Below are 19,539 nucleotides of genomic sequence, written 5' to 3' on the forward strand. Positions count from 1 at the left end.
TACCAGCTTGTATAATGAATTTTAAAACCTGATAAATTGCCTTTTAGTCTTTTTGTTAGATTAACTTTGGTGTTGACTTAAAGGGCCTAGCGCGGTACTAATATAAAAAGAGAGCGAAGGAATAACCTTCGCGATAATTGAACAAAATTTGGTATTAATTACATGCTTGCAAACGCACTTAACCTAGTCCTGATTATTATCGTGGTGATTATTCCCGCGAGGGCTTCGTAGTGCTTTAAAAACTTAAGCATTAAAAAAGCCCTCCGCACTTAACCGTTCGGAGGGCTTTTTAGTTTTAAGGGTAAAATTTGTAATTGGGTTGTCACTGAGGAATGAGGGTTTATTAATGACAGGCGCAGAACTAACAATCGACTTATTGGCCAAACACGGCGTAAATGAAGTATTTGGCTACCCAGGCGGAGCTATTATGCCAATTTACGATGCGCTGTATGGCGCGCCAGTCAAACACTACCTAACTCGCCATGAGCAAGGTGCAGGGTTTGCAGCAGTTGGTTATGCTCGCAGCACACGTAAATTAGGCGTATGTTTTGCAACATCTGGCCCAGGTGCAACTAATTTAATAACCGCTCTTGCTGATGCGATGATGGACTCAGTGCCATTATTGGCGATCACCGGCCAAGTGCCTACTGCAGCGATTGGTTCAGATGCGTTTCAAGAAATAGATGTACTAGGTATGTCGCTTTCGTGTACTAAGCACAGCTACATGGTAGAACGAGCTGAAGACTTAGCAGAGATATTACAAGAAGCAATTCATTTAGCGCAAAGCGGCCGCCCAGGTCCTGTACTTGTCGATATCCCAAAAGATATTCAAATGGCTCAAGTCCCTTTTAAACCTTGGCTAGCAGCTAATGAATACTTACCAGAGTTAGATTTAAAGCAAGTTGCTATTGCTAATCAATTGTTGAGTGAGGCTAAACAGCCTGTAGCGTATGTTGGTGGTGGTGTACAAGCCGCTGATGCGCAAGACGAACTAATGCAATTTTTAAATAAAACTCAGATGCCAGCTGTATCAACACTTAAAGCGCTGGGCAGTGTATTACCAGATTACGAACATTACTTAGGTATGTTGGGTATGCATGGTGGTCAAGCTGCTAATATCGCAGTGCAAGAATGTGATGTACTTGTATGTATAGGGGCACGCTTTGATGACCGCGTAACAGGCAACTTAGCTAAATTTGCAGCTAAAGCTAAAGTAATCCATTTAGATATAGATGCTGCTGAAGTTGGTAAGCGAAAACCTGCTAAAGCTTCATTAATTGCCGATTTAAAAACGTCGTTACCCGCACTTGAGTGCTTTGTAACACCTAAAGCTTGGTGTGACACAAATAAAGAAATGAATATTAAGCATGCGTGGCGTTACGACTACCCAGGTGAGAAGGTTTTTGCACCGTACTTATTAAACCAACTAAGCCAACGCATGCCAAAAACAGGGGTTGTGTGCTGCGATGTGGGTCAGCACCAAATGTGGGTAGCACAACACATGAAGTTTACTCATCCGAGTAATCATTTAAGCAGTGGTGGTGCAGGCACAATGGGCTTTGGTCTACCTGCGGCTATTGGTGCACAAGTAGCACGCCCTGATGACTTTGTTATTACTGTATCGGGCGATGGTTCTATAATGATGAATATTCAAGAGCTGGCCACTATTCGTCGTAACAATTTACCTGTAAAAATATTAATTTTAGATAACCAGCGTTTAGGGATGGTTCGCCAATGGCAAGAACTATTTTTTGAAGGGCGTTATTCTGAAACTAACCTGTCGGATAACCCAGACTTTGTGCAATTAGCTGCTGTATTTGGTATCCCAGGGCAAACAATTACTCACGCTAACCAAGTTGATGATGCGATAACTGCATTAGTTAACAGTAAAGGTCCGTACATAGTACATGCCTGTATTGATGATAAAGAAAATGTTTGGCCACTTGTACCACCTGGGGCTGCTAACGACGAAATGATGACGGAGAAAGCAAAATGAAACATAGCCTAACTATTGCATTAAAAAGCCAAAGTATAGCGGTAGAGCGCTTTTTACGAGTGGTGCGTCATCGTGGTTTTGACCTTACGCATTTTCAGCTCAATATGGACGATGGTTTTTATAATGTAGACATGACGGTAGATAGTGATAAACCAATTCACCTTTTAACCAGCCAGTTAAATAAGCTGGTGGATGTCAAAGAAGTCACTTTACAAAATTTACAGCAACAACAGGCTGTGTAATTACGAACTGAAAAACAATTTACGAGTAACTGAATCACTCGGTTACTCACCAATTTTAGAATGAGGAATGCCCGCTTATTTTGCGGCAAAAACTGAGGTAACTATGGCTAAATTAAGAAGTGCAACAACAACTGAAGGGCGTAAACGCGCAGGCGCTCGTGCATTATGGCGCGCAACAGGTATGACCGACACCGATTTTGGTAAGCCGATTATTGCCGTAGTTAACTCGTTTACACAATTTGTACCAGGGCATGTTCACCTTAATCAGCTAAGTGAACTTATGGCTGAAACCATTACACAAGCCGGTGGCGTCCCTAAAGAATTTAATACTATTGCGATTGATGATGGTATTGCAATGGGTCACGGCGGCATGCTTTATTCGCTGCCTTCGCGCGACTTAATTGCTGACTCGGTTGAGTATATGGTAAATGGTCATTGTGCTGATGCGATGATTTGTATTTCAAACTGCGACAAAATTACTCCAGGAATGATGCTTGCAGCACTACGCTTAAATATTCCGGTAATATTTGTATCAGGCGGCCCAATGGAAGCAGGTAAAACTAAGCTTGCTAACATCGATATTAAACTTGATTTAGTAGATGCCATGGTTAAAGGCGCTGATGAATCGGTAAGTGATGCAGATTCAGAGCAAGTAGAGCGCTCTGCGTGTCCAACATGTGGCTCGTGTTCAGGCATGTTTACTGCAAACTCAATGAACTGTCTGCTAGAAGCGATTGGTTTAGCATTGCCAGGTAACGGTACGACGCTTGCGACTCATAAAGACCGTAAACAACTTTATGTTGAAGCGGGGGCTCGTATTGTTGATTTATGTCGTGAGTATTATCAAAAAGATAATCAAGATGTATTGCCACGTGCTATTGCTAACAAAACAGCCTTTATGAATGCAATGGTTGTTGATATTGCAATGGGTGGCTCGTCAAATACGGTATTGCATTTACTTGCTGCAGCGCAAGAAGCGGGCGTTGATTTTGATATGTCGCACATTGATGCGCTCTCTCGTAAAACACCATTTTTATGTAAAGTTGCACCAGCGACACCTGAATATCACATTGAAGATGTGCACCGCGCAGGCGGCATGATGGCAATCGTACGTGAACTTGGCAAAGCAGGCTTAGTTGATATGTCAGTTAATCATGTTGCTGGGTCAACTATGGCTGAGCTCGTTAAAAAATGGGATGCAACAGATCCCACTAACGAAGCAGCGCGCAAATTTTACCGTGCTGGCCCTGCGGGCATTCGTACCACTAAAGCAATGAGCCAAGAGTGTCGTTGGGACGAGGGCGATAACGACCGTGTTAATGGGTGTATCCGAAGTGTCGAACACGCTTTTCGCCAAGACGGTGGCTTAGCTGTACTTTCGGGGAATTTAGCAGTTGATGGCTGTATTGTTAAAAGCGCTGGCGTTGTTGATGAAATGCTACATTTTGAAGGTACTGCAGTCGTGTACGAGTCACAAGATGATTCTGTAGAAGGTATTTTAAACGATGAAGTAAAAGCCGGCGATATCGTGGTTATTCGTTACGAAGGCCCTAGAGGCGGTCCAGGTATGCAAGAAATGCTATACCCAACTAGCTACTTAAAATCAAAAGGCCTAGCTGAAAAATGTGCACTTATTACTGATGGTCGCTTTTCGGGTGGTACTTCGGGTTTATCAATTGGTCATGTGTCGCCAGAGGCGGCAAGTGGTGGTGCAATTGCTTATGTTGAAAATGGCGACAAAATCATTATTGATATCGCAACACGTGAAATCACATTAGCGTTAAGTGATGAAGAGCTTGAAGCACGTAAACAAAAACAATTAGCACGCGGAAAACTGGCGTACAAACCAGTTGATCGTGAGCGCTATGTATCGTCTGCTTTAAAGGCTTATGCATTACTTGCAACAAGTGCTGATAAAGGCGCAGTGCGTGACTTAGCTAAATTGGAGGCGCTTAGTTAATTATGGTCTCTCAAGAGCTCGATTATTTTCGCGCTATTATTCAAGCAAACATGGAGCCTTTGGCTAAAGTTACCGAGGTCAGCGAAATGGCTGAGCTTGGTGCTAAATTAGGTAACCATGTTTGGTTAAAGCGTGAAGACCAACAGCCCGTGTATTCATTTAAATTACGCGGTGCGTATAACAAATTAAATAAATTACCTAAAGGCTCAGTGGTTATAACTGCTTCAGCGGGTAATCATGCTCAAGGCGTTGCACTAAGTGCTTCTCACTTAGGGCATCAAGCTACAATTGTAATGCCAGTAACAACGCCTGAAATAAAAGTAAGTGCGGTACGTGCGCTTGGCGGTGAAGTTGTGCTACATGGGCATCATTTTGATGCCGCAAAAGCACATGCGCTTGAGCTTACAGAGCAACGAAACGGTATATTTGTTCCACCATTTGATGACCCAGACGTCATTGTTGGTCAAGGTACTGTAGCACGCGAGCTTATGCAGCAATTAAACGAGCTTGATGCGGTGTTTATTCCTGTTGGCGGCGGCGGTTTACTTGCTGGGATGGCGGTTTATATTAAATCGCTGCGTCCAGATATAAAAGTAATTGGTGTAGAAGCCGACGAAAGTGCATGTTTACAAGCGGCACTTAAAGCAGGCAAACCGGTAGAGCTTGAGCGCGTTGGTAGTTTTGCTGATGGCGTAGCGGTTAAAATTATTGGCACTGAAACATTTCGCTTAGCGCAAAAGTTTTGTGATGAAGTTATAACCGTCACCAGCGACGAAATATGTGCTGCCATGCAGGATATTTTTGTATCTACCCGTGCAATAGCAGAGCCTTCAGGTGCACTTGCAACGGCAGGGCTTAAAAAATGGAGCCAGCAGTCGGGTTTAAAAGGGTTACATTTAGCGGCTGTTTTATCCGGTGCTAATTTAAACTTTGATCGCCTGCGTTATGTTGCAGAGCGCACTGCGCTGGGTGAAAAAAACGAAGCGTTATTAGCGGTTACTATTAAAGAAGAAAAAGGCAGCTTTAAACAGTTTTGTGCTTCTTTAGGTGGCCGTGCTATTACTGAGTTTAACTACCGTTATGCAGGACCTGGTGAAGCACAAATATTTGTAGGTATTGCCCTGCGCCAAGGCGAGCAAGAGCTTAATGAGCTAAAGCAAGACTTAACAAATAATGACTACCAATTTTGCGATCTGTCGGATAACGAACTCGCTAAATTACATGTGCGCTATATGGTTGGCGGAAAAGCACCCGAGCAATTACATGAGCGCTTACTTCGCTTTGAATTTCCAGAGTATCCAGGTGCGCTTGCACGCTTTTTAGATACTTTAGGTAGTAATTGGAACATTACCTTATTTCATTATCGTAATCACGGTGGTTCGATGGGGAATGTACTGGCAGGTTTTGCTATTGAGCCGAGTCAGTATGAGATGTTTAACGAGCACTTAAACCGTTTAGGTTACAGTGTACAAGATGAAACACAAAATCCGTGCTTTAGCCAATTTTTAACATCAAAGCCCCAAGCAGTAAAAGCCGAAAAACTCGCCTCAGTATAATCCTTCTTTAAAGGCAGGCACCTAACTAGGGTGCTTGCTTTATCGCACGTTTTACATATAGTTACAGGTAATCGTCATACTTTTTGAGGGCACCTAGTTGCTATTTAAAGGATTAATCATTGGATTGTGCTTTTTTTGTAGCCATATCGCGGCGCAAGAATCAGTCACATTACAGCTAAAATGGACACATCAGTTTCAGTTTGCTGGCTACTATATGGCAAAGCAAAAAGGCTTTTATAATGAAGCGGGCCTTGATGTAACTATTAAACAAGCTAATCCAATGAAACCTGATACCTTTGCTCCTGTCGCCAGTGGCGAAGCACAATTTGGAGTAGGGCACTCTGGTATTTTACAGCAACGTATTAATGGACAACCTCTTGTTGCTATGGCTGCCTTATTACAATTTTCACCTTACTGCTGGATGGTTAAAGACACGTCTGATATTTTTCATCCACGTGACTTTGTTAATAAACGTATTACTGCGGTAAGCAAAAATGATGGCGCCGAATTACTTATTATGCTTAAACGCAGTGGCGTTGATGTAGATAAACTCAAAGTTTACGATGGCGAAAATCCAGGCCAGGCTTGGATTGAAAACAAGCTAGATGCTATGCAAGTATATGTTACTACAGAGCCTTATTATATGACCCAACAAGGCGTAGCTCATCGACTTGTTTGCCCACAGCGTTATGGTATGGACGTATACAGCGACATTTTATTTACCAGCGAAAACATGCTTAAGAAAAATCCTCAAACGGTCGAAAAATTCTACCAAGCGAGCCTAAAAGGGTGGCGTTATGCAATGATGAACATGGATGAAGCCATTGCAGTCACCCAGCAAAACTATGCACCGGGTAAAAGCTTTTATCAGCTCGCTTTTGAGGCTGAAGTACTAAAAAGTTATGTAACCCCACCCACCACCAGTTTAGGGCATATGTCGATAGCAAAGTGGCGCTTAATTGCGGACTTATATGGCATACCGCAAAACGAATTTGACGAAGTGAAATCTCACTTTATTTATAAATATCAAGAGCCTGAAAAGATGCAGTTATCGTGGATGCTCATGGCAGCTATTTTGGTAAGTATTATTTCAATACCTTTGTATTTACGGCTGATTTTTAGTAAAAATTAACTGCTTAGGTAATTCACGAAACTGATATAATTAATTGTCTTTTTTATTTTCTAAGCTGTTATGACTTTAGCTGAGCAATTTTTAGCACTTGATTCACTTTTAATGCATCATCGTCAGTATTGGCAGTGCACTGCATTTGATTTTGACACTATACCTTGGCCAGAGCTACAAGGCATACTTAGCGAACTAACTGATGATCAGGTAAGCGTTCTTGATAACGATCAAAACCAGCTATACCAATTTTTTAGCCAGCACATAAACCAACTTGATGAACTTGCAAAGTTATGCGAGTTACCTAGCACAGCCCACTCTCAAGCTGATTATCCATTTTGGATAAGTAACGGCATTAAAGGTCGTAAGTTTGAACAGTTACAAGATTTTGTATCAGCACTACCTAATACCAAGCAACCTGTTTTAGAGTGGTGCGCGGGTAAAGGGCACTTAGGTCGAATGCTTGCGTTTAATGGCGCAAGTAATGTGCATAGTATTGAACTGCAACAAAGCTTATGCGAGCAAGGACAAAAAAGTGCACAGCAACAAGGCTTAGCAATGCACTTTAGCCAAGCAGATGTATTAAAAGACGATATCACTCAATTTTTTAATACAGACATGCATGCTGTAGCACTTCACGCATGCGGTGGCTTACACCAAGCATTTATGCGCCAAGCAAGTTTAGCGAAAGTACAGCAAATTAGCTTTTCACCTTGTTGCTACCATTTATTCACGGCTAATGAGTACCGTGCAATGAGTGAGGATGCAAATAAAAGTGAGCTTAATCTAACGCATCGTGATTTAAAGCTCGCATTACAAGAAACTGTCACAGCGCCTTCTCGTCTGGAAAAAGTACGTAAAACAGAACTTGAGTGGCGACTTGGTTTTGATGCACTAAGAAAGTCGATCACTGGCGAGCAATATTACGTAAGCGTACCTTCGGTCAACAAAGCTATATTCTCAGATTCGTTTAAATCGTTTTGTGCATGGGCTGCAGATAAAAAGGCATTAAAATTACCTCAAGATACTGATTATATTAAGTATTTAGAGGTTGGGGTGGCTCGAAAAAAAATAACTGACCGAGTTGAACTGGTTCGACATGTGTTCAGAAGGGCAATTGAAGTTTGGCTTGTGCTCGATCGTGCTTTATATTTGCAACAGCAAGGTTATCAAGTAAGCGTTAAAACGTTTTGTAAAAAGCAGTTAACGCCTCGTAATATTTTGATTCTTGCTAATGTCCATTAAATTTCCGTCCTCGACTTAATAAGAGATGCAATGAGAAAGTTAAAAAATTTATTCGATAACAACAAACGTTGGGCTGCTCGTACAAGTGAAGCAGACCCTGAGTTTTTTAAAATTTTATCTATGCAACAAAATCCAGAGTATTTATGGATTGGTTGTTCAGACTCTCGTGTACCTGCAAATCAAATAGTTGATTTATTACCAGGCGAATTATTTGTACATCGTAACGTTGCTAACGTGGTTGTACACACTGACCATAACTGTTTGTCGGTTATGCAGTACGCTGTAGAGGTTTTAAAAGTAAAACATATAATGGTAGTAGGTCACTATGGTTGTGGTGGCGTACAAGCCGTTTTAAACAATGCTAAATTTGGCTTTATTGATAATTGGCTACGCCATGTAGGAGATGTAAAAGAAAAGCATCTTGAACAACTCGACGCAATGCCAGAAAGCGAACGCTTAAGCCGCCTTATTGAGCTAAATGTAATTGAGCAAGTACGTAATGTGTGTCGTACTAACATTGTGCAAGATGCCTGGGAGCGAGGCCAAGAACTAAGCGTTCATGGTTGGGTTTATGGTTTAGAAAACGGCCATCTTCATGATTTAGAATCTGTAGTAACGTGCGCGAGTGAAGAAACACAAAGCTACAAAAAAGCAGTGCAACACGTATTTAAAAAAGTGGGTGAAAATAAATAAATCCATGACTAAAACGGCGGTGTTAACAGGTGCTACAGGCTTGGTCGGTAATGAGTTGCTCCATAAGTTACTTAATAGCGATCGTTATACAAAAGTAGTTACGTTAAGCCGTCGAGCTCTGCCTGTCACACATGCAAAGCTAGTTAATCACGTTATTGATTTTGAAAAATTAACTCAATATGTTGAGCTTTTTAAAGGTGATGTATTGTTTTCGTGTTTGGGCACAACCCGTAAACGAGCGGGCTCGATATACGCTCAGCGTAAAGTTGATTTTGATTATCAGTTTATAGCGGCGCAGTTAGCGGCATGTAATGGCGTTACGCATTATTGCTTAGTGTCATCAAGCGGGGCGAATACGCACAGTAATAGTGCTTATTTGAAAATGAAGGGAGAGCTTGAGCAACATATTAAAGCACTCCCTTTTGATAAAATAAGTATTTTACAACCATCTTTATTATTAGGCGATCGTGAGCAATTTAGAGTGGCAGAAAAGATAGGCAGTATTATTTTTCCTGTTATTACACGATTTGCGTTTTTAAAGCGTTACAAACCAATAACTGGCGAACAAGTTGCGCAAAAAATGCTGAGTGTGAGTTTAGCTCAGCAGGCTAAGTTGTCTTATTATGTACTTGATGAGCTATTTGAATAAACTTGGTAAAATGCAAAAGGCAGCCTAAGCTGCCTTTTTTGTACATTAAATTAATACCAATCTTATTAAAAAAATGATCATCCTAGTGTATTAAATAACTCACTAACTACGTTAAAAATTATTTATATAGAACAACTACGTACCATAATTTTAGCCTTGTTATTGAGCTATTTTCTTATCGCTATAATAGAACACTAATTTAATGCAATTGGTATAATTATTCAGCGTCAGTTTTAGCGCTAAGTTGTTGCTCAAGCAATGAAACTTTAGCTTCAAGTTCGGTTAACTTTTCGCGAGTACGAATAAGTACTTGGCTTTGCACATCAAATTCTTCACGGCTCACAAAGTCCATCTCAGCAAGCTTGTTTTGTAGAACTTGCTTCGTTTTACCTTCGAGTGTGTCTGCTAGGTTTTTTACACCTTGTGGCATATTGCTAGTAATTTGCTTAGCAATTTCTTCAAGTTTTGCTGGGTTGATCATATTTGTCCCTTCGGCATTGCCTAAATGATAATAACTAATATTACCTTATACCCACGGTATTTAACACATGATCATCTTTACCTTAATTAATTAAGGCAATTGCTATGCTCGCTGTAATGGTTACGTTAAAATTGCGCGTCTTTTAAATTTCTTTGGTCGTTATGAAACTCAATCCTAAACAAGATGAAGCCGTAAAATATATTAGTGGTCCCTGCTTAGTACTCGCGGGCGCAGGCTCTGGTAAAACCCGTGTTATTACGAATAAAATCGCTTATTTAGTGAAAAAATGTGAGTACAAAGCGCGAAATATAGCCGCCGTTACTTTTACCAATAAAGCAGCCAAAGAAATGCGTGAGCGAGTACTGCAAACGCTCGGTAAACAAGACGCTAAAGGTTTATGGGTATCAACGTTTCATACACTCGGTTTAGAAATAATAAAAAAAGAGTTAAGCACATTAGGGTTTAAACCCGGCTTTTCGTTATTTGATGATCAAGATACCAATCAGCTTCTTAGTGAACTCACCGAAGATGAGCTAAAAAAAGACAAGGACTTACTCAAACTACTTAAAATGGAAATTGGTAGTTGGAAAAACGAATTAGTACTGCCAGAGCAAGCAATACGCGAAGCGTGTGATGCGCAAAAGGCATTGTTTGCACAGTTGTATGCTCGATATCAAAACCAGCTACGTGCTTATAATGCACTGGATTTTGATGATTTAATTATGATCCCTACTTTGTTACTTACTAATAACGCCACATCTCGTGAGCGCTGGCAGCAACGCTTTAAATACTTGCTGGTGGATGAGTATCAAGATACCAATACAAGCCAATATCAACTTGTTAAATTGCTAGTAGGCGAGCGTGCCCGTTTTACTGTGGTAGGTGATGACGATCAATCAATTTACTCATGGCGTGGTGCTCGCCCGCAAAACTTAGTGTTATTAGGTAAAGACTACCCAGGGCTTAGACTTATAAAGCTTGAACAAAACTATCGAAGTGCAGGGCGAATACTAAAAGCAGCTAACATTTTAATTGCCAATAACCCACATGACATAGAGAAAAAGTTATTTAGTGAACTAGGTTATGGAGAGCCGATTAAAGTAATAGGGTGCCGCGATGAAGAGCATGAATCTGAGCGTGTGGTTGCTGAAATAATTTCACATAAGTTTATGAAGCGAACCAGCTATAAAGATTACGCGATTTTATATCGTGGTAATCATCAAGCACGTGGCTTTGAAAAATCACTAATGAGTAACCGTATCCCTTATAAAATTAGTGGCGGTATGTCGTTTTTCGCTCGCTCAGAAATTAAAGATATTATGGCGTATTTACGTTTGCTAGTTAATCAAGATGATGACAATGCATTTTTACGTATCGTAAATACACCGCGACGCGAAATAGGCACGGTTACCCTTGAAAAGCTTGGTACGCTTGCTAATGAAAAGCACGCGAGCTTGTTTGCTACCTGTTTTGATAACGATTTAGGCTACAGACTAAAAGGGCGTGGCTTTAATGCGCTTGCTGGATTTGCACGCTGGGTTGTTGAGCTATCTGATAACGCAGTACGCGGTGATACGCTCGAAGCTGTTAAAGACTTAGTGCGTAATATTAATTACGAGGCATATTTGTACGAGTCGTCACCGAGTGCAAAAGCGGCTGAAATGCGTATGAAAAACGTATCAGAGCTGTATCGTTGGATAACAGATATGTTGACCGGTGATGCCGACAACGAACCAATGACATTAGCCGAGGTTGTTAGCAAGCTAACCCTTCGCGATATGCTTGAGCGTAACGAAGAAGAAGATGAAACCGATGCAGTGCACTTATCAACACTACATGCATCAAAGGGCTTAGAGTACCCGTACGTATTTATGGTGGGTATGGAAGAGGGTTTACTTCCGCATCAGGTAAGTATTGATGAGGACAACGTAGATGAAGAACGTCGCTTAGCTTATGTTGGTATTACTCGCGCACAGCAGGAGTTAACACTTACTTATGCAAAGATACGTCGTCAATTTGGTGAAACCTCACAAACTGAATTAAGCCGATTTGTACAAGAGTTACCGCAGGACGATCTTGCGTTCGAAAACAAAAAGGCGCCAAATACCCAAGCAGAGCGCATGGAAAAAGGCCAAGCAAGAGTCGCTAACTTACGAGCGATGTTTAAAAAGCCTGAGTAATACCTCAGGCTAACTTTATAAAGACTGGGTTGCTTGCACTTCAGGTAACTCAGAGCATACTAAAGCGTGTTGTTTACCTACAAAAAATGCCAAACCGTGTTTATCTAATAAAGCTCTAAAATTAAGTATTGATGGGCCTTTAGCAATGACCTTCATTGCTTTGAGCTTTGTAATTGCAAGCACGCCCTGTAGCTGAAAATCGTATCTTTCTTGTTGTAAAACACGTTTACTAAAGGTCGAGCTAAGTAGTAAATAATCAAAATTAATATCGGTTAGTAAATTAAGTTCGCACCTGTCTTTAGCAAAATTGTTTAAACCAATTGAATAACCAAGTTGTGATAGCGTTTTGAGGTTTTTTATTTGCGTTGCACATGCGTGGCGAATTTCTTGTTCATCAAACAATAAACAGAGTTGGCTTTGTCCTTGTTGTTTATTTAGCGTATCGGTAAATAAAACAAATTCGTGTTCCTCAAGTAGCAAACCAGAGCAAGGAACCAATGCCATAGCTACATTTGCAGTAATTGCTTGTGCATAGGCGCGTTGTAATAGTTGTAACTCTACTTGCAGATGCTGCTCTTTATCTGATGCAAACTTTTTCAAAATATCAAAGCTAGTAAAGCCAAGTATTGGGTGTTCACCAAATGCTTCAAATAAAGATTCAGACTGTTGTTGCTCATCAAGCGTAATTATTTCTGAGCTTCTAAAACTCATAGGTAATATATCAAGGTGATGTTGTGCTTTTAGAGTCTGCGCAGGTATTGATTGCGTTAATAGCGGATGAAATAACTCGTAACGATTTTTTCCTGAGTTTTTGGCGTGATACATGGCGGCATCGGCATCACGAATAATTTCATCTGTATGCGTATAGCTTTTCTTTGAGTAGGTTATCCCTATACTTGCGCCACTTTGTAAAGACTCACCTTTAAGATAAAAGGGTTTTTTCATTAAATCTATAATACGATTTGCAACATCTTCTGCTTGTTGAGGCTCAGTTAAATGGGTTAATAAAATAACAAATTCATCCCCGCCTAAACGTGCTAGTAAATCATGCTCGCGTATACATTGGGCAAATAACTCACTTACGTTAATTAAAAATTGATCGCCTGCATGGTGGCCAAGCTGATCGTTAATATCTTTAAATTTATCTAAATCGATAAACAAAACAGCAAAGTGGTGCTCAGGAAAACGTTGATAATGTTGTAGCGTTTTTTCGAGCTGAGTTAAAAATAGACTACGATTAGGCAAGCTCGTAAGTGAATCGTGATGTGCATCATGATAAAGCTGCTGCTCTATTTTTTTTCGCTCATCTATTTGCATTTGTAAGTGCAGATTAGTTTGACGCAATTCTTTGGTTTTTTCGTTTACTCTAAATTCGAGTTCTTGATGGCTTTTTGCAATTGCTTGATTGACGAGCTTTGTTTGTAAAACAGCTGCAATTTGATGCGATACAAAGGTAATTAACTCGCAATCATCTCGGCTGAAAATATGTTTGTTATCGTAGGCTTGGCAAACAATAAGGCCGATAACACCTTGAGCTGTTTTAAGTGGAGCGCCTAACCAGCTAGTGGCCATTTGCTCTTTTGGTACAGGTGCTGAACGTTGTACCACACCGCTTACTATTAATTCTTTTGCTCTACATGGGTGTATTAGTTGTGTTTCTTCGGTGCTTATTACCAGTTCGCTATAACCTTTAGCAAAGCGTCTTGGCTGTGTATTTTCTTTAAATTCATCTACGCAATAAGGAAAACTAATCCACCCTGTTTCTTTATCATAAAGCGCAATATATAAGTTTTCTGCGTAGGTAATTGTTTTTATTATTTCGTGTATCTTAAAATAAGCGTCATCAAGGTTTTTAGCTTGTGTTGCTATCTCAGATATTTTAAATAGAATTTGTTGGCGTTGAAGTGCGCGTTTACGCTGCTCTATTTCAAGGTTTAGTGCATCGTTACTTTGAGTGAGTGCGCGGGTGCGAATTTTAACTTCTGACTCAAGAAGCTCTCGTTTTTTTACACGCTCTATTGCTGTTGCCAAATAAAGCGACATAAACTCAAGTAGTTGTATTTGCTGTGAGCTATAGCCTTGTTTTGTATCGTAACTTTGCGCTGCTAAAACACCGATAATATTATGTTCTTGGTAAACAGGTACGCCTACCCAATGTTCGGCAGGAGTGCCTAATGCTTTAAATAAACCTTCTGCTGCAGCATCTTGCATTTGCTGCTTGGTAAAACATGTGGTTTTACCCTGTTTAAATACATAACCCGTGGCGCCTTCATCAAAGCTATTTGATTGGTTAAGGGCGACGGCAATACCATCTTTTTCATCTGAAAAGTAAGAAAGCTCTAGTGATTGGCTGTATTGATTTAGCAGCACCACATAAAAACTTTTACTAGGTACGTACTTTTGTAAAATGTCATGGATGGCGGGGTATAGCAGGGTTAGCTCGGCCACAGTACTTGCCTGCTCTGATAATTGGATCAGGGCATTTTGTAAGTGATGTGATTGTTTGTATTTTTCGAGAAGCGCTCTAAGGCGTTTATTTTGATACGCCAATTTACTCGATACTGATAGTTTATCTTCCAATGATCTAACCGGCTATTTTTATTGTATAGTTATTAGCCTTATACTTTCACTTTTAGTGCTTATCGTCAAGTTGATATTCCTACTAAAGCAGTAGCTAGACACACTATTTTAGGCATTAAAAAAGGCTTACAGAAGTAAACCTTTTTTGTATATTTCAATCGAGCTTATTTAGATGTCATAAAGTCGATAGCAGCGCTAATCTCATCATCAGAACAATCCATACACGTGCCTTTTGGAGGCATAGCATTAAAGCCATTTAGTGCATGCTCAAGTAAAGTGTCTTTACCTTTAGCAATACGTGGAGCCCAATCGTCAGCCGATTTAGGCGCGCCTAGTGCACCAGTGCCGTGACATGCAAAACATGCACCTTGATATACTTGCTCACCAGAGCGAGGACCAGTAGGCGCCGCTGCAACTGCAGCTTTATCGCCTTCAAGGTATACAGCACCAACCGGCGCGAGACGTGCTTTAATTGCATTTTCAGTCATAGAGTTATCATATGGCTGTGCGTATGCAGTGGTTGCTAGCAATAATAATGCTGCAGCTGTTAATTTTTTCATTTTGCCTTGCTCACTTCGATTTGAACGTGATCAATCACGATTAAAGATGACGGAAATTAAACCGATTATAACTCTCTGGGCCAATTTATAAAATGCTAAGAGCCGTTTTTATTAATAAAACTGACTACTTTTTGCGTTAACGCAATAAAATTTAATTATTTACTGTTTTTTGTTAAGCAATTTAATAAGCGTAATCAGTCATACAATTAACTTTTTAGATCCTAAGATCAAAATCAATTTATTGATAATACGCTACTAACTAGTTTTGCGATCCCTGCGTCGGCTTCAAGAATCGATTCTGCCAACATGTAAGCAGGGGTGGTAACTAACTTATTTGGTTCATCGATAACTACACCGTCAACCGCACAATCTATATGTTTAGCGCCTAATGTGCTTAGCGCTTGTGCTGTCTCTACATCGTTACCAATAGTAAGTGCGGCGTTATCGTAAATAAATGGGATCAATGCGGGTGCAATACACATATAACCTGCAGGCTTATTTGCTTTTGCAAATGATTTACAAGCATTAAGGACGTCCTGATTGATATTTGCTTTTGCGCCTTTAATTGCAAAATCGCATAAGTTTTTTGCAGCACCGAAACCGCCAGGTACAATTAATGCGTCAAACTGAGTCACGTCTAGTTCAATCAGCGATTTAATGTCACCTCGTGCAATGCGAGCAGCTTCTGTTAATACATTGCGTTTATCAGGCATTACTTCACCTGTTAAATGGTTAATGGTATGAAGTTGTTCAATATCTGGTGCAAAACACTGATACGTTGCGCCATTTTTGGCTATATGTAATAAAGTTAAAATTGCTTCATTAATTTCACTACCATCGTACACACCAGACCCTGCTAATATTACTGCTACGTTTTTCATGCTTTTGTCCCCTAAAGTCTTTTTTATAAGTCGATCGGATGAAGTTTAACATGCTCAAAATTTCTCGCGAAAATAAATTTTTAGTACAAAAATCATTCGCAGTGCAAGTCGTTTTGCGGTTTATGCCATTTGCGATCACTTTGCCTTTAAAAAAATTATAAAGGATCGCTATGATCTTCGATCCATTGTGCTAGAATACTCCTCCGGTTATTTAAATGGACGCGAATAATCAAAGTGAATAACAACAGAAGCAGTCGTTAGAAAACCTTTTTCCACATTGGTTTAAAATAATAAAAAAAGAACCTCGTATTATCTTTTTTAAATTAAAACATGCAGTTAAAGTATTTTCTAGGCATTTTATAATGCTTTGGAAGAATAGCTCGTGGCTGTTATCTACACACTTATCCACAGCTTGCTCTAGTTTTAATAACACGATAAACAGTAATTCACAGTCGTTTTATTTACTACCTTATGGCATGCTTATAATTACCTTAATTTTTTGCATTTAGGATCCAAATTCACCATGGCTCAGATCCCCGAAAACCCACTTATTTTAGTTGATGGCTCGTCATATTTATTTCGTGCTTATCATTCTCCGCCGCATTTAACTAATTCTAAAGGTGAGGCTACGGGCGCTATTTACGGCGTGATCAACATGCTCAAAAGCTTGATCAGACAATATGATCCCTCACACATGGTGGTTATATTTGATGCTAAAGGCAAAACGTTCCGTAACGATATGTATAGCGAATATAAGGCAAATCGCCCGCCGATGCCGGATGACTTACGTACGCAAATAGCACCAATACATAACATTATCAAAGCGATGGGTTTTCCGCTAATTAGTATCGAAGGCGTTGAAGCTGATGATGTTATTGGCACATTTGCACGCATTGCAACTGAGCAAAAACGGCATGTCCTTGTCTCCACTGGTGATAAAGATATGGCGCAACTTGTAAATGAACACGTTACATTAATAAACACGATGACCGACAGTATTTCAGATCCTGTTACCGTAGTGGAAAAGTTTGGTGTAGGCCCCGAACTTATTATCGATTACTTGGCACTAATGGGCGATAAGGTCGACAATATCCCAGGTGTTGAAGGCTGTGGGCCTAAAACGGCCGTTAAGTGGTTAGAGAAATATGGCTCGTTGCAAGGTGTAATGGATCACGCAAGTGAGATTAAGGGTAAAATAGGTGAAAAGTTAGCTGCAGCTCTCGATCATCTGCCTTTAAGCTACGAGCTTGCAACAATTAAGTGCGATGTTGAAGTCGAATCAGATCTTGATACGTTCAAATTACAAGAGCCAAATAAAGACGAATTAATTGCACTATATGGTGAGTGTGAATTTCGTCGTTGGTTAGCTGAGTTACTAGATAATCCCAAAGATGCAGAAACACATCTAGCTGTACCTACCGAAGCCACTGAATTACCAAAAGTAGAAGATGCCCATTACGAAACTATTTTAACGCAAGCGCAATTTGATACGTTAATAGAGCAATTAAATAGTGCCGAGTTATTTGCATTTGATACAGAAACTACCAGCCTTGATTACATGAAAGCGCAATTAGTGGGTATGAGTTTTGCCGTAAAAGCGGGTGAAGCTGTGTATTTACCTCTAGCGCATGACTACCCGGGTGCGCCTGAGCAATTAAGTCTGGAATTTGTAATGCAAAAGCTAGGTCCAATTTTGGCCGATGAAAACAAAGCTAAAGTAGGGCAAAACCTTAAATACGACAAAAGTGTATTAGCGAATGCAGGTTTTGCGCTAAATGGTATTAAGTTTGACACCATGCTTGAGTCATACGTATTTAATAGTGTGGGTACACGCCACGATATGGACTCGCTAGCACTTAAATATCTAGGTCATAAAAATATTAGCTTTGAAGATATTGCTGGCAAAGGTAAAAAGCAACTTACCTTTAACCAAATTGAACTTGAAAAAGCTGCGCTTTACGCTGCAGAAGATGCCGATATTACTTTACGCCTACATGAAGTGCTTTGGCCAAAAATAGCGGCTGATGAAAAGCTAAAATCTGTATTCGAAGATATAGAAATGCCACTTGTTAGTGTGATTTCTGATATTGAACGAACCGGCGTTGCAATTGATAGCAATATGCTTGCAGCACATAGCCAACGATTAGGCGAGCGTTTAATTGAGCTTGAAAAAGAAGCATTTGAAATAGCAGGCGAACCATTTAATTTAAGCTCTCCTAAGCAACTACAAGTATTGTTGTTTGAAAAGCTTGGCCTGCCTATTATCAAAAAAACACCTAAAGGTGCACCTTCTACCGCAGAAGAAGTATTGCAAGAGCTTGCTCATGATTATCCACTACCTAAAGTAATTATAGAGCATCGTGGTTTATCAAAGCTTAAATCGACTTATACTGATAAATTACCATTAATGGTGAATGAGAAAACCCAGCGTGTACATACGTCATATCATCAGGCAATTACAGCAACGGGGCGCTTGAGTTCAACCGATCCTAATTTACAAAATATTCCTATTCGTTCAGAAGAAGGGCGTCGAATTCGTGAAGCGTTTATAGCTGCAGATGGTTACAAAATTGTCGCTGCCGATTACAGCCAAATTGAGCTGCGTATTATGGCGCACCTTTCACAAGACAAAGGTCTATTAAATGCATTTGCTAACGGCTTAGATGTACACAGTGCAACTGCCGCTGAAGTATTTGGTGTAGAGCTTGATGATGTAACTACCGATATGCGCCGCAAGGCGAAAGCAGTAAACTTTGGCTTAATTTACGGTATGTCTGCATTTGGTTTAGCACGTCAACTAGATGTGCCGCGCCACGAAGCGCAGCATTACATAGATAAATACTTTGAGCGTTTTCCTGGTGTATTAGAGTACATGGAAACAACACGCGAAAAAGCAGCTGAAAATGGCTACGTTGAAACAATATTTGGTCGCCGCCTACATTTACCAGAAATAAACGCACGTAATGGCGCGCGCAGAAAAGGAGCCGAACGTGCTGCTATAAACGCACCAATGCAAGGTACTGCTGCTGATATTATTAAAAAAGCAATGCTGAGCGTTAACCGCTGGGTACACGAACAGGCGCCAAATACGATTAAGCTACTAATGCAAGTACACGATGAATTGGTATTTGAAATTAAAACAGACTGCGCACCTGAATACACAAAACATATTTGTGAGCTGATGTCGCAAGCTGCAGCGCTTGATGTGCCGCTTATTGTTGAAGCCGACGAAGGTGACAACTGGGAACAAGCCCATTAATGCAATTTGAGCATTTTAATTAAAGCGCCTTTTGGCGCTTTTTTTATGTTTAATAAAAATGGCGAATAACAGCTATTTAATTAGCTATATGCAAGCTTTAGTTAAAATAAGGTTAATTTAAGCAACTATTTGTA

At 40.2% G+C, this 19,539-nt stretch carries 14 protein-coding genes; 10 read left to right on the forward strand and 4 right to left on the reverse strand.

Annotated elements, in window-relative coordinates:
* The first annotated feature begins 346 nt into the window (after positions 1-346).
* From ilvG to H5157_RS03475, 8 genes are all read left to right on the forward strand, one after another.
* The gene (gene ilvG, locus H5157_RS03440; protein ID WP_182693530.1) at positions 347-1,996 is read left to right on the forward strand and encodes an acetolactate synthase 2 catalytic subunit; all 1,650 of its coding nucleotides are present in this window, start codon (positions 347-349) and stop codon (positions 1,994-1,996) included.
* A complete protein-coding gene (gene ilvM / locus H5157_RS03445) occupies positions 1,993-2,238 on the forward strand; it encodes an acetolactate synthase 2 small subunit (protein ID WP_002959893.1) in 246 nt (81 codons plus the stop codon). The genes ilvG and ilvM overlap by 4 nt, the downstream gene beginning before the upstream one ends.
* A gap of 103 nt (positions 2,239-2,341) precedes the next feature.
* On the forward strand, positions 2,342-4,198 hold the full coding sequence (ilvD, locus tag H5157_RS03450; RefSeq protein WP_024596945.1) for a dihydroxy-acid dehydratase: 1,857 nt from the start codon (positions 2,342-2,344) through the stop codon (positions 4,196-4,198).
* 2 nt (positions 4,199-4,200) lie between these two features.
* A complete protein-coding gene (gene ilvA / locus H5157_RS03455; RefSeq protein ID WP_182724146.1) occupies positions 4,201-5,754 on the forward strand; it encodes a threonine ammonia-lyase, biosynthetic in 1,554 nt (517 codons plus the stop codon).
* A gap of 97 nt (positions 5,755-5,851) precedes the next feature.
* Positions 5,852-6,886 carry an ABC transporter substrate-binding protein gene (locus tag H5157_RS03460; protein WP_182724147.1) on the forward strand — a complete coding sequence of 345 codons (1,035 nt, stop codon included), beginning with the start codon at positions 5,852-5,854 and terminating at the stop codon, positions 6,884-6,886.
* A 60-nt stretch (positions 6,887-6,946) separates the two neighbouring features.
* Positions 6,947-8,122 carry a methyltransferase gene (locus H5157_RS03465; protein ID WP_182724148.1) on the forward strand — a complete coding sequence of 392 codons (1,176 nt, stop codon included), beginning with the start codon at positions 6,947-6,949 and terminating at the stop codon, positions 8,120-8,122.
* A 30-nt stretch (positions 8,123-8,152) separates the two neighbouring features.
* Complete coding sequence (can, locus tag H5157_RS03470; RefSeq protein WP_002959903.1) at positions 8,153-8,815, forward strand: carbonate dehydratase; 663 nt, start codon at positions 8,153-8,155, stop codon at positions 8,813-8,815.
* 4 nt (positions 8,816-8,819) lie between these two features.
* Complete coding sequence (locus H5157_RS03475) at positions 8,820-9,464, forward strand: NAD(P)H-binding protein (protein WP_182724149.1); 645 nt, start codon at positions 8,820-8,822, stop codon at positions 9,462-9,464.
* 217 nt (positions 9,465-9,681) lie between these two features.
* On the opposite strand, the gene H5157_RS03480 is transcribed toward H5157_RS03475, so the two are convergent.
* Entirely contained in the window at positions 9,682-9,945 is a 264-nt protein-coding gene (locus H5157_RS03480) for a ubiquinone biosynthesis accessory factor UbiK (RefSeq protein ID WP_002959905.1), read from the reverse strand.
* 161 nt (positions 9,946-10,106) lie between these two features.
* Here H5157_RS03480 and rep point away from each other — a divergent pair, with 161 nt between their 5' ends.
* Positions 10,107-12,125 (forward strand): DNA helicase Rep, encoded by a 2,019-nt coding sequence (rep, locus tag H5157_RS03485; protein WP_182724150.1) that lies wholly within the window; start codon positions 10,107-10,109, stop codon positions 12,123-12,125.
* A 15-nt stretch (positions 12,126-12,140) separates the two neighbouring features.
* Here the strand turns inward: rep and H5157_RS03490 are convergent, their stop codons facing one another.
* The 3 genes from H5157_RS03490 to elbB form a co-directional block, all read right to left on the reverse strand.
* Positions 12,141-14,705, reverse strand: coding sequence for a diguanylate cyclase domain-containing protein (locus tag H5157_RS03490; protein ID WP_182724151.1), 2,565 nt, complete (start codon positions 14,703-14,705; stop codon positions 12,141-12,143).
* A 164-nt stretch (positions 14,706-14,869) separates the two neighbouring features.
* Positions 14,870-15,265 carry a cytochrome c5 family protein gene (locus H5157_RS03495; RefSeq protein WP_182724152.1) on the reverse strand — a complete coding sequence of 132 codons (396 nt, stop codon included), beginning with the start codon at positions 15,263-15,265 and terminating at the stop codon, positions 14,870-14,872.
* Between the two features lie 233 nt (positions 15,266-15,498).
* Positions 15,499-16,146, reverse strand: coding sequence for an isoprenoid biosynthesis glyoxalase ElbB (elbB, locus tag H5157_RS03500; RefSeq protein ID WP_182696384.1), 648 nt, complete (start codon positions 16,144-16,146; stop codon positions 15,499-15,501).
* Between the two features lie 523 nt (positions 16,147-16,669).
* On the opposite strand from elbB, the gene polA reads away from it, so the two are divergent.
* Complete coding sequence (polA, locus tag H5157_RS03505) at positions 16,670-19,405, forward strand: DNA polymerase I (RefSeq protein WP_182724153.1); 2,736 nt, start codon at positions 16,670-16,672, stop codon at positions 19,403-19,405.
* Positions 19,406-19,539: the final 134 nt, after the last annotated feature.

It is taken from the genome of Pseudoalteromonas sp. SG43-3, assembly GCF_014164385.1.
Classification (GTDB): domain Bacteria; phylum Pseudomonadota; class Gammaproteobacteria; order Enterobacterales; family Alteromonadaceae; genus Pseudoalteromonas; species Pseudoalteromonas distincta.

What these genes read in the sequence shown, in the direction of transcription:
- H5157_RS03495 (WP_182724152.1), bottom strand. Translation starts at nt 15,265, where the DNA reads ATGAAAAAATTAACAGCTGCAGCATTATTATTGCTAGCAACCACTGCA.
- ilvM (WP_002959893.1), top strand. Translation starts at nt 1,993, where the DNA reads ATGAAACATAGCCTAACTATTGCATTAAAAAGCCAAAGTATAGCGGTA.
- ilvD (WP_024596945.1), top strand. Translation starts at nt 2,342, where the DNA reads ATGGCTAAATTAAGAAGTGCAACAACAACTGAAGGGCGTAAACGCGCA.
- H5157_RS03465 (WP_182724148.1), top strand. Translation starts at nt 6,947, where the DNA reads ATGACTTTAGCTGAGCAATTTTTAGCACTTGATTCACTTTTAATGCAT.
- rep (WP_182724150.1), top strand. Translation starts at nt 10,107, where the DNA reads ATGAAACTCAATCCTAAACAAGATGAAGCCGTAAAATATATTAGTGGT.
- ilvG (WP_182693530.1), top strand. Translation starts at nt 347, where the DNA reads ATGACAGGCGCAGAACTAACAATCGACTTATTGGCCAAACACGGCGTA.
- ilvA (WP_182724146.1), top strand. Translation starts at nt 4,201, where the DNA reads ATGGTCTCTCAAGAGCTCGATTATTTTCGCGCTATTATTCAAGCAAAC.
- elbB (WP_182696384.1), bottom strand. Translation starts at nt 16,146, where the DNA reads ATGAAAAACGTAGCAGTAATATTAGCAGGGTCTGGTGTGTACGATGGT.
- can (WP_002959903.1), top strand. Translation starts at nt 8,153, where the DNA reads ATGAGAAAGTTAAAAAATTTATTCGATAACAACAAACGTTGGGCTGCT.
- polA (WP_182724153.1), top strand. Translation starts at nt 16,670, where the DNA reads ATGGCTCAGATCCCCGAAAACCCACTTATTTTAGTTGATGGCTCGTCA.
- H5157_RS03475 (WP_182724149.1), top strand. Translation starts at nt 8,820, where the DNA reads ATGACTAAAACGGCGGTGTTAACAGGTGCTACAGGCTTGGTCGGTAAT.
- H5157_RS03480 (WP_002959905.1), bottom strand. Translation starts at nt 9,945, where the DNA reads ATGATCAACCCAGCAAAACTTGAAGAAATTGCTAAGCAAATTACTAGC.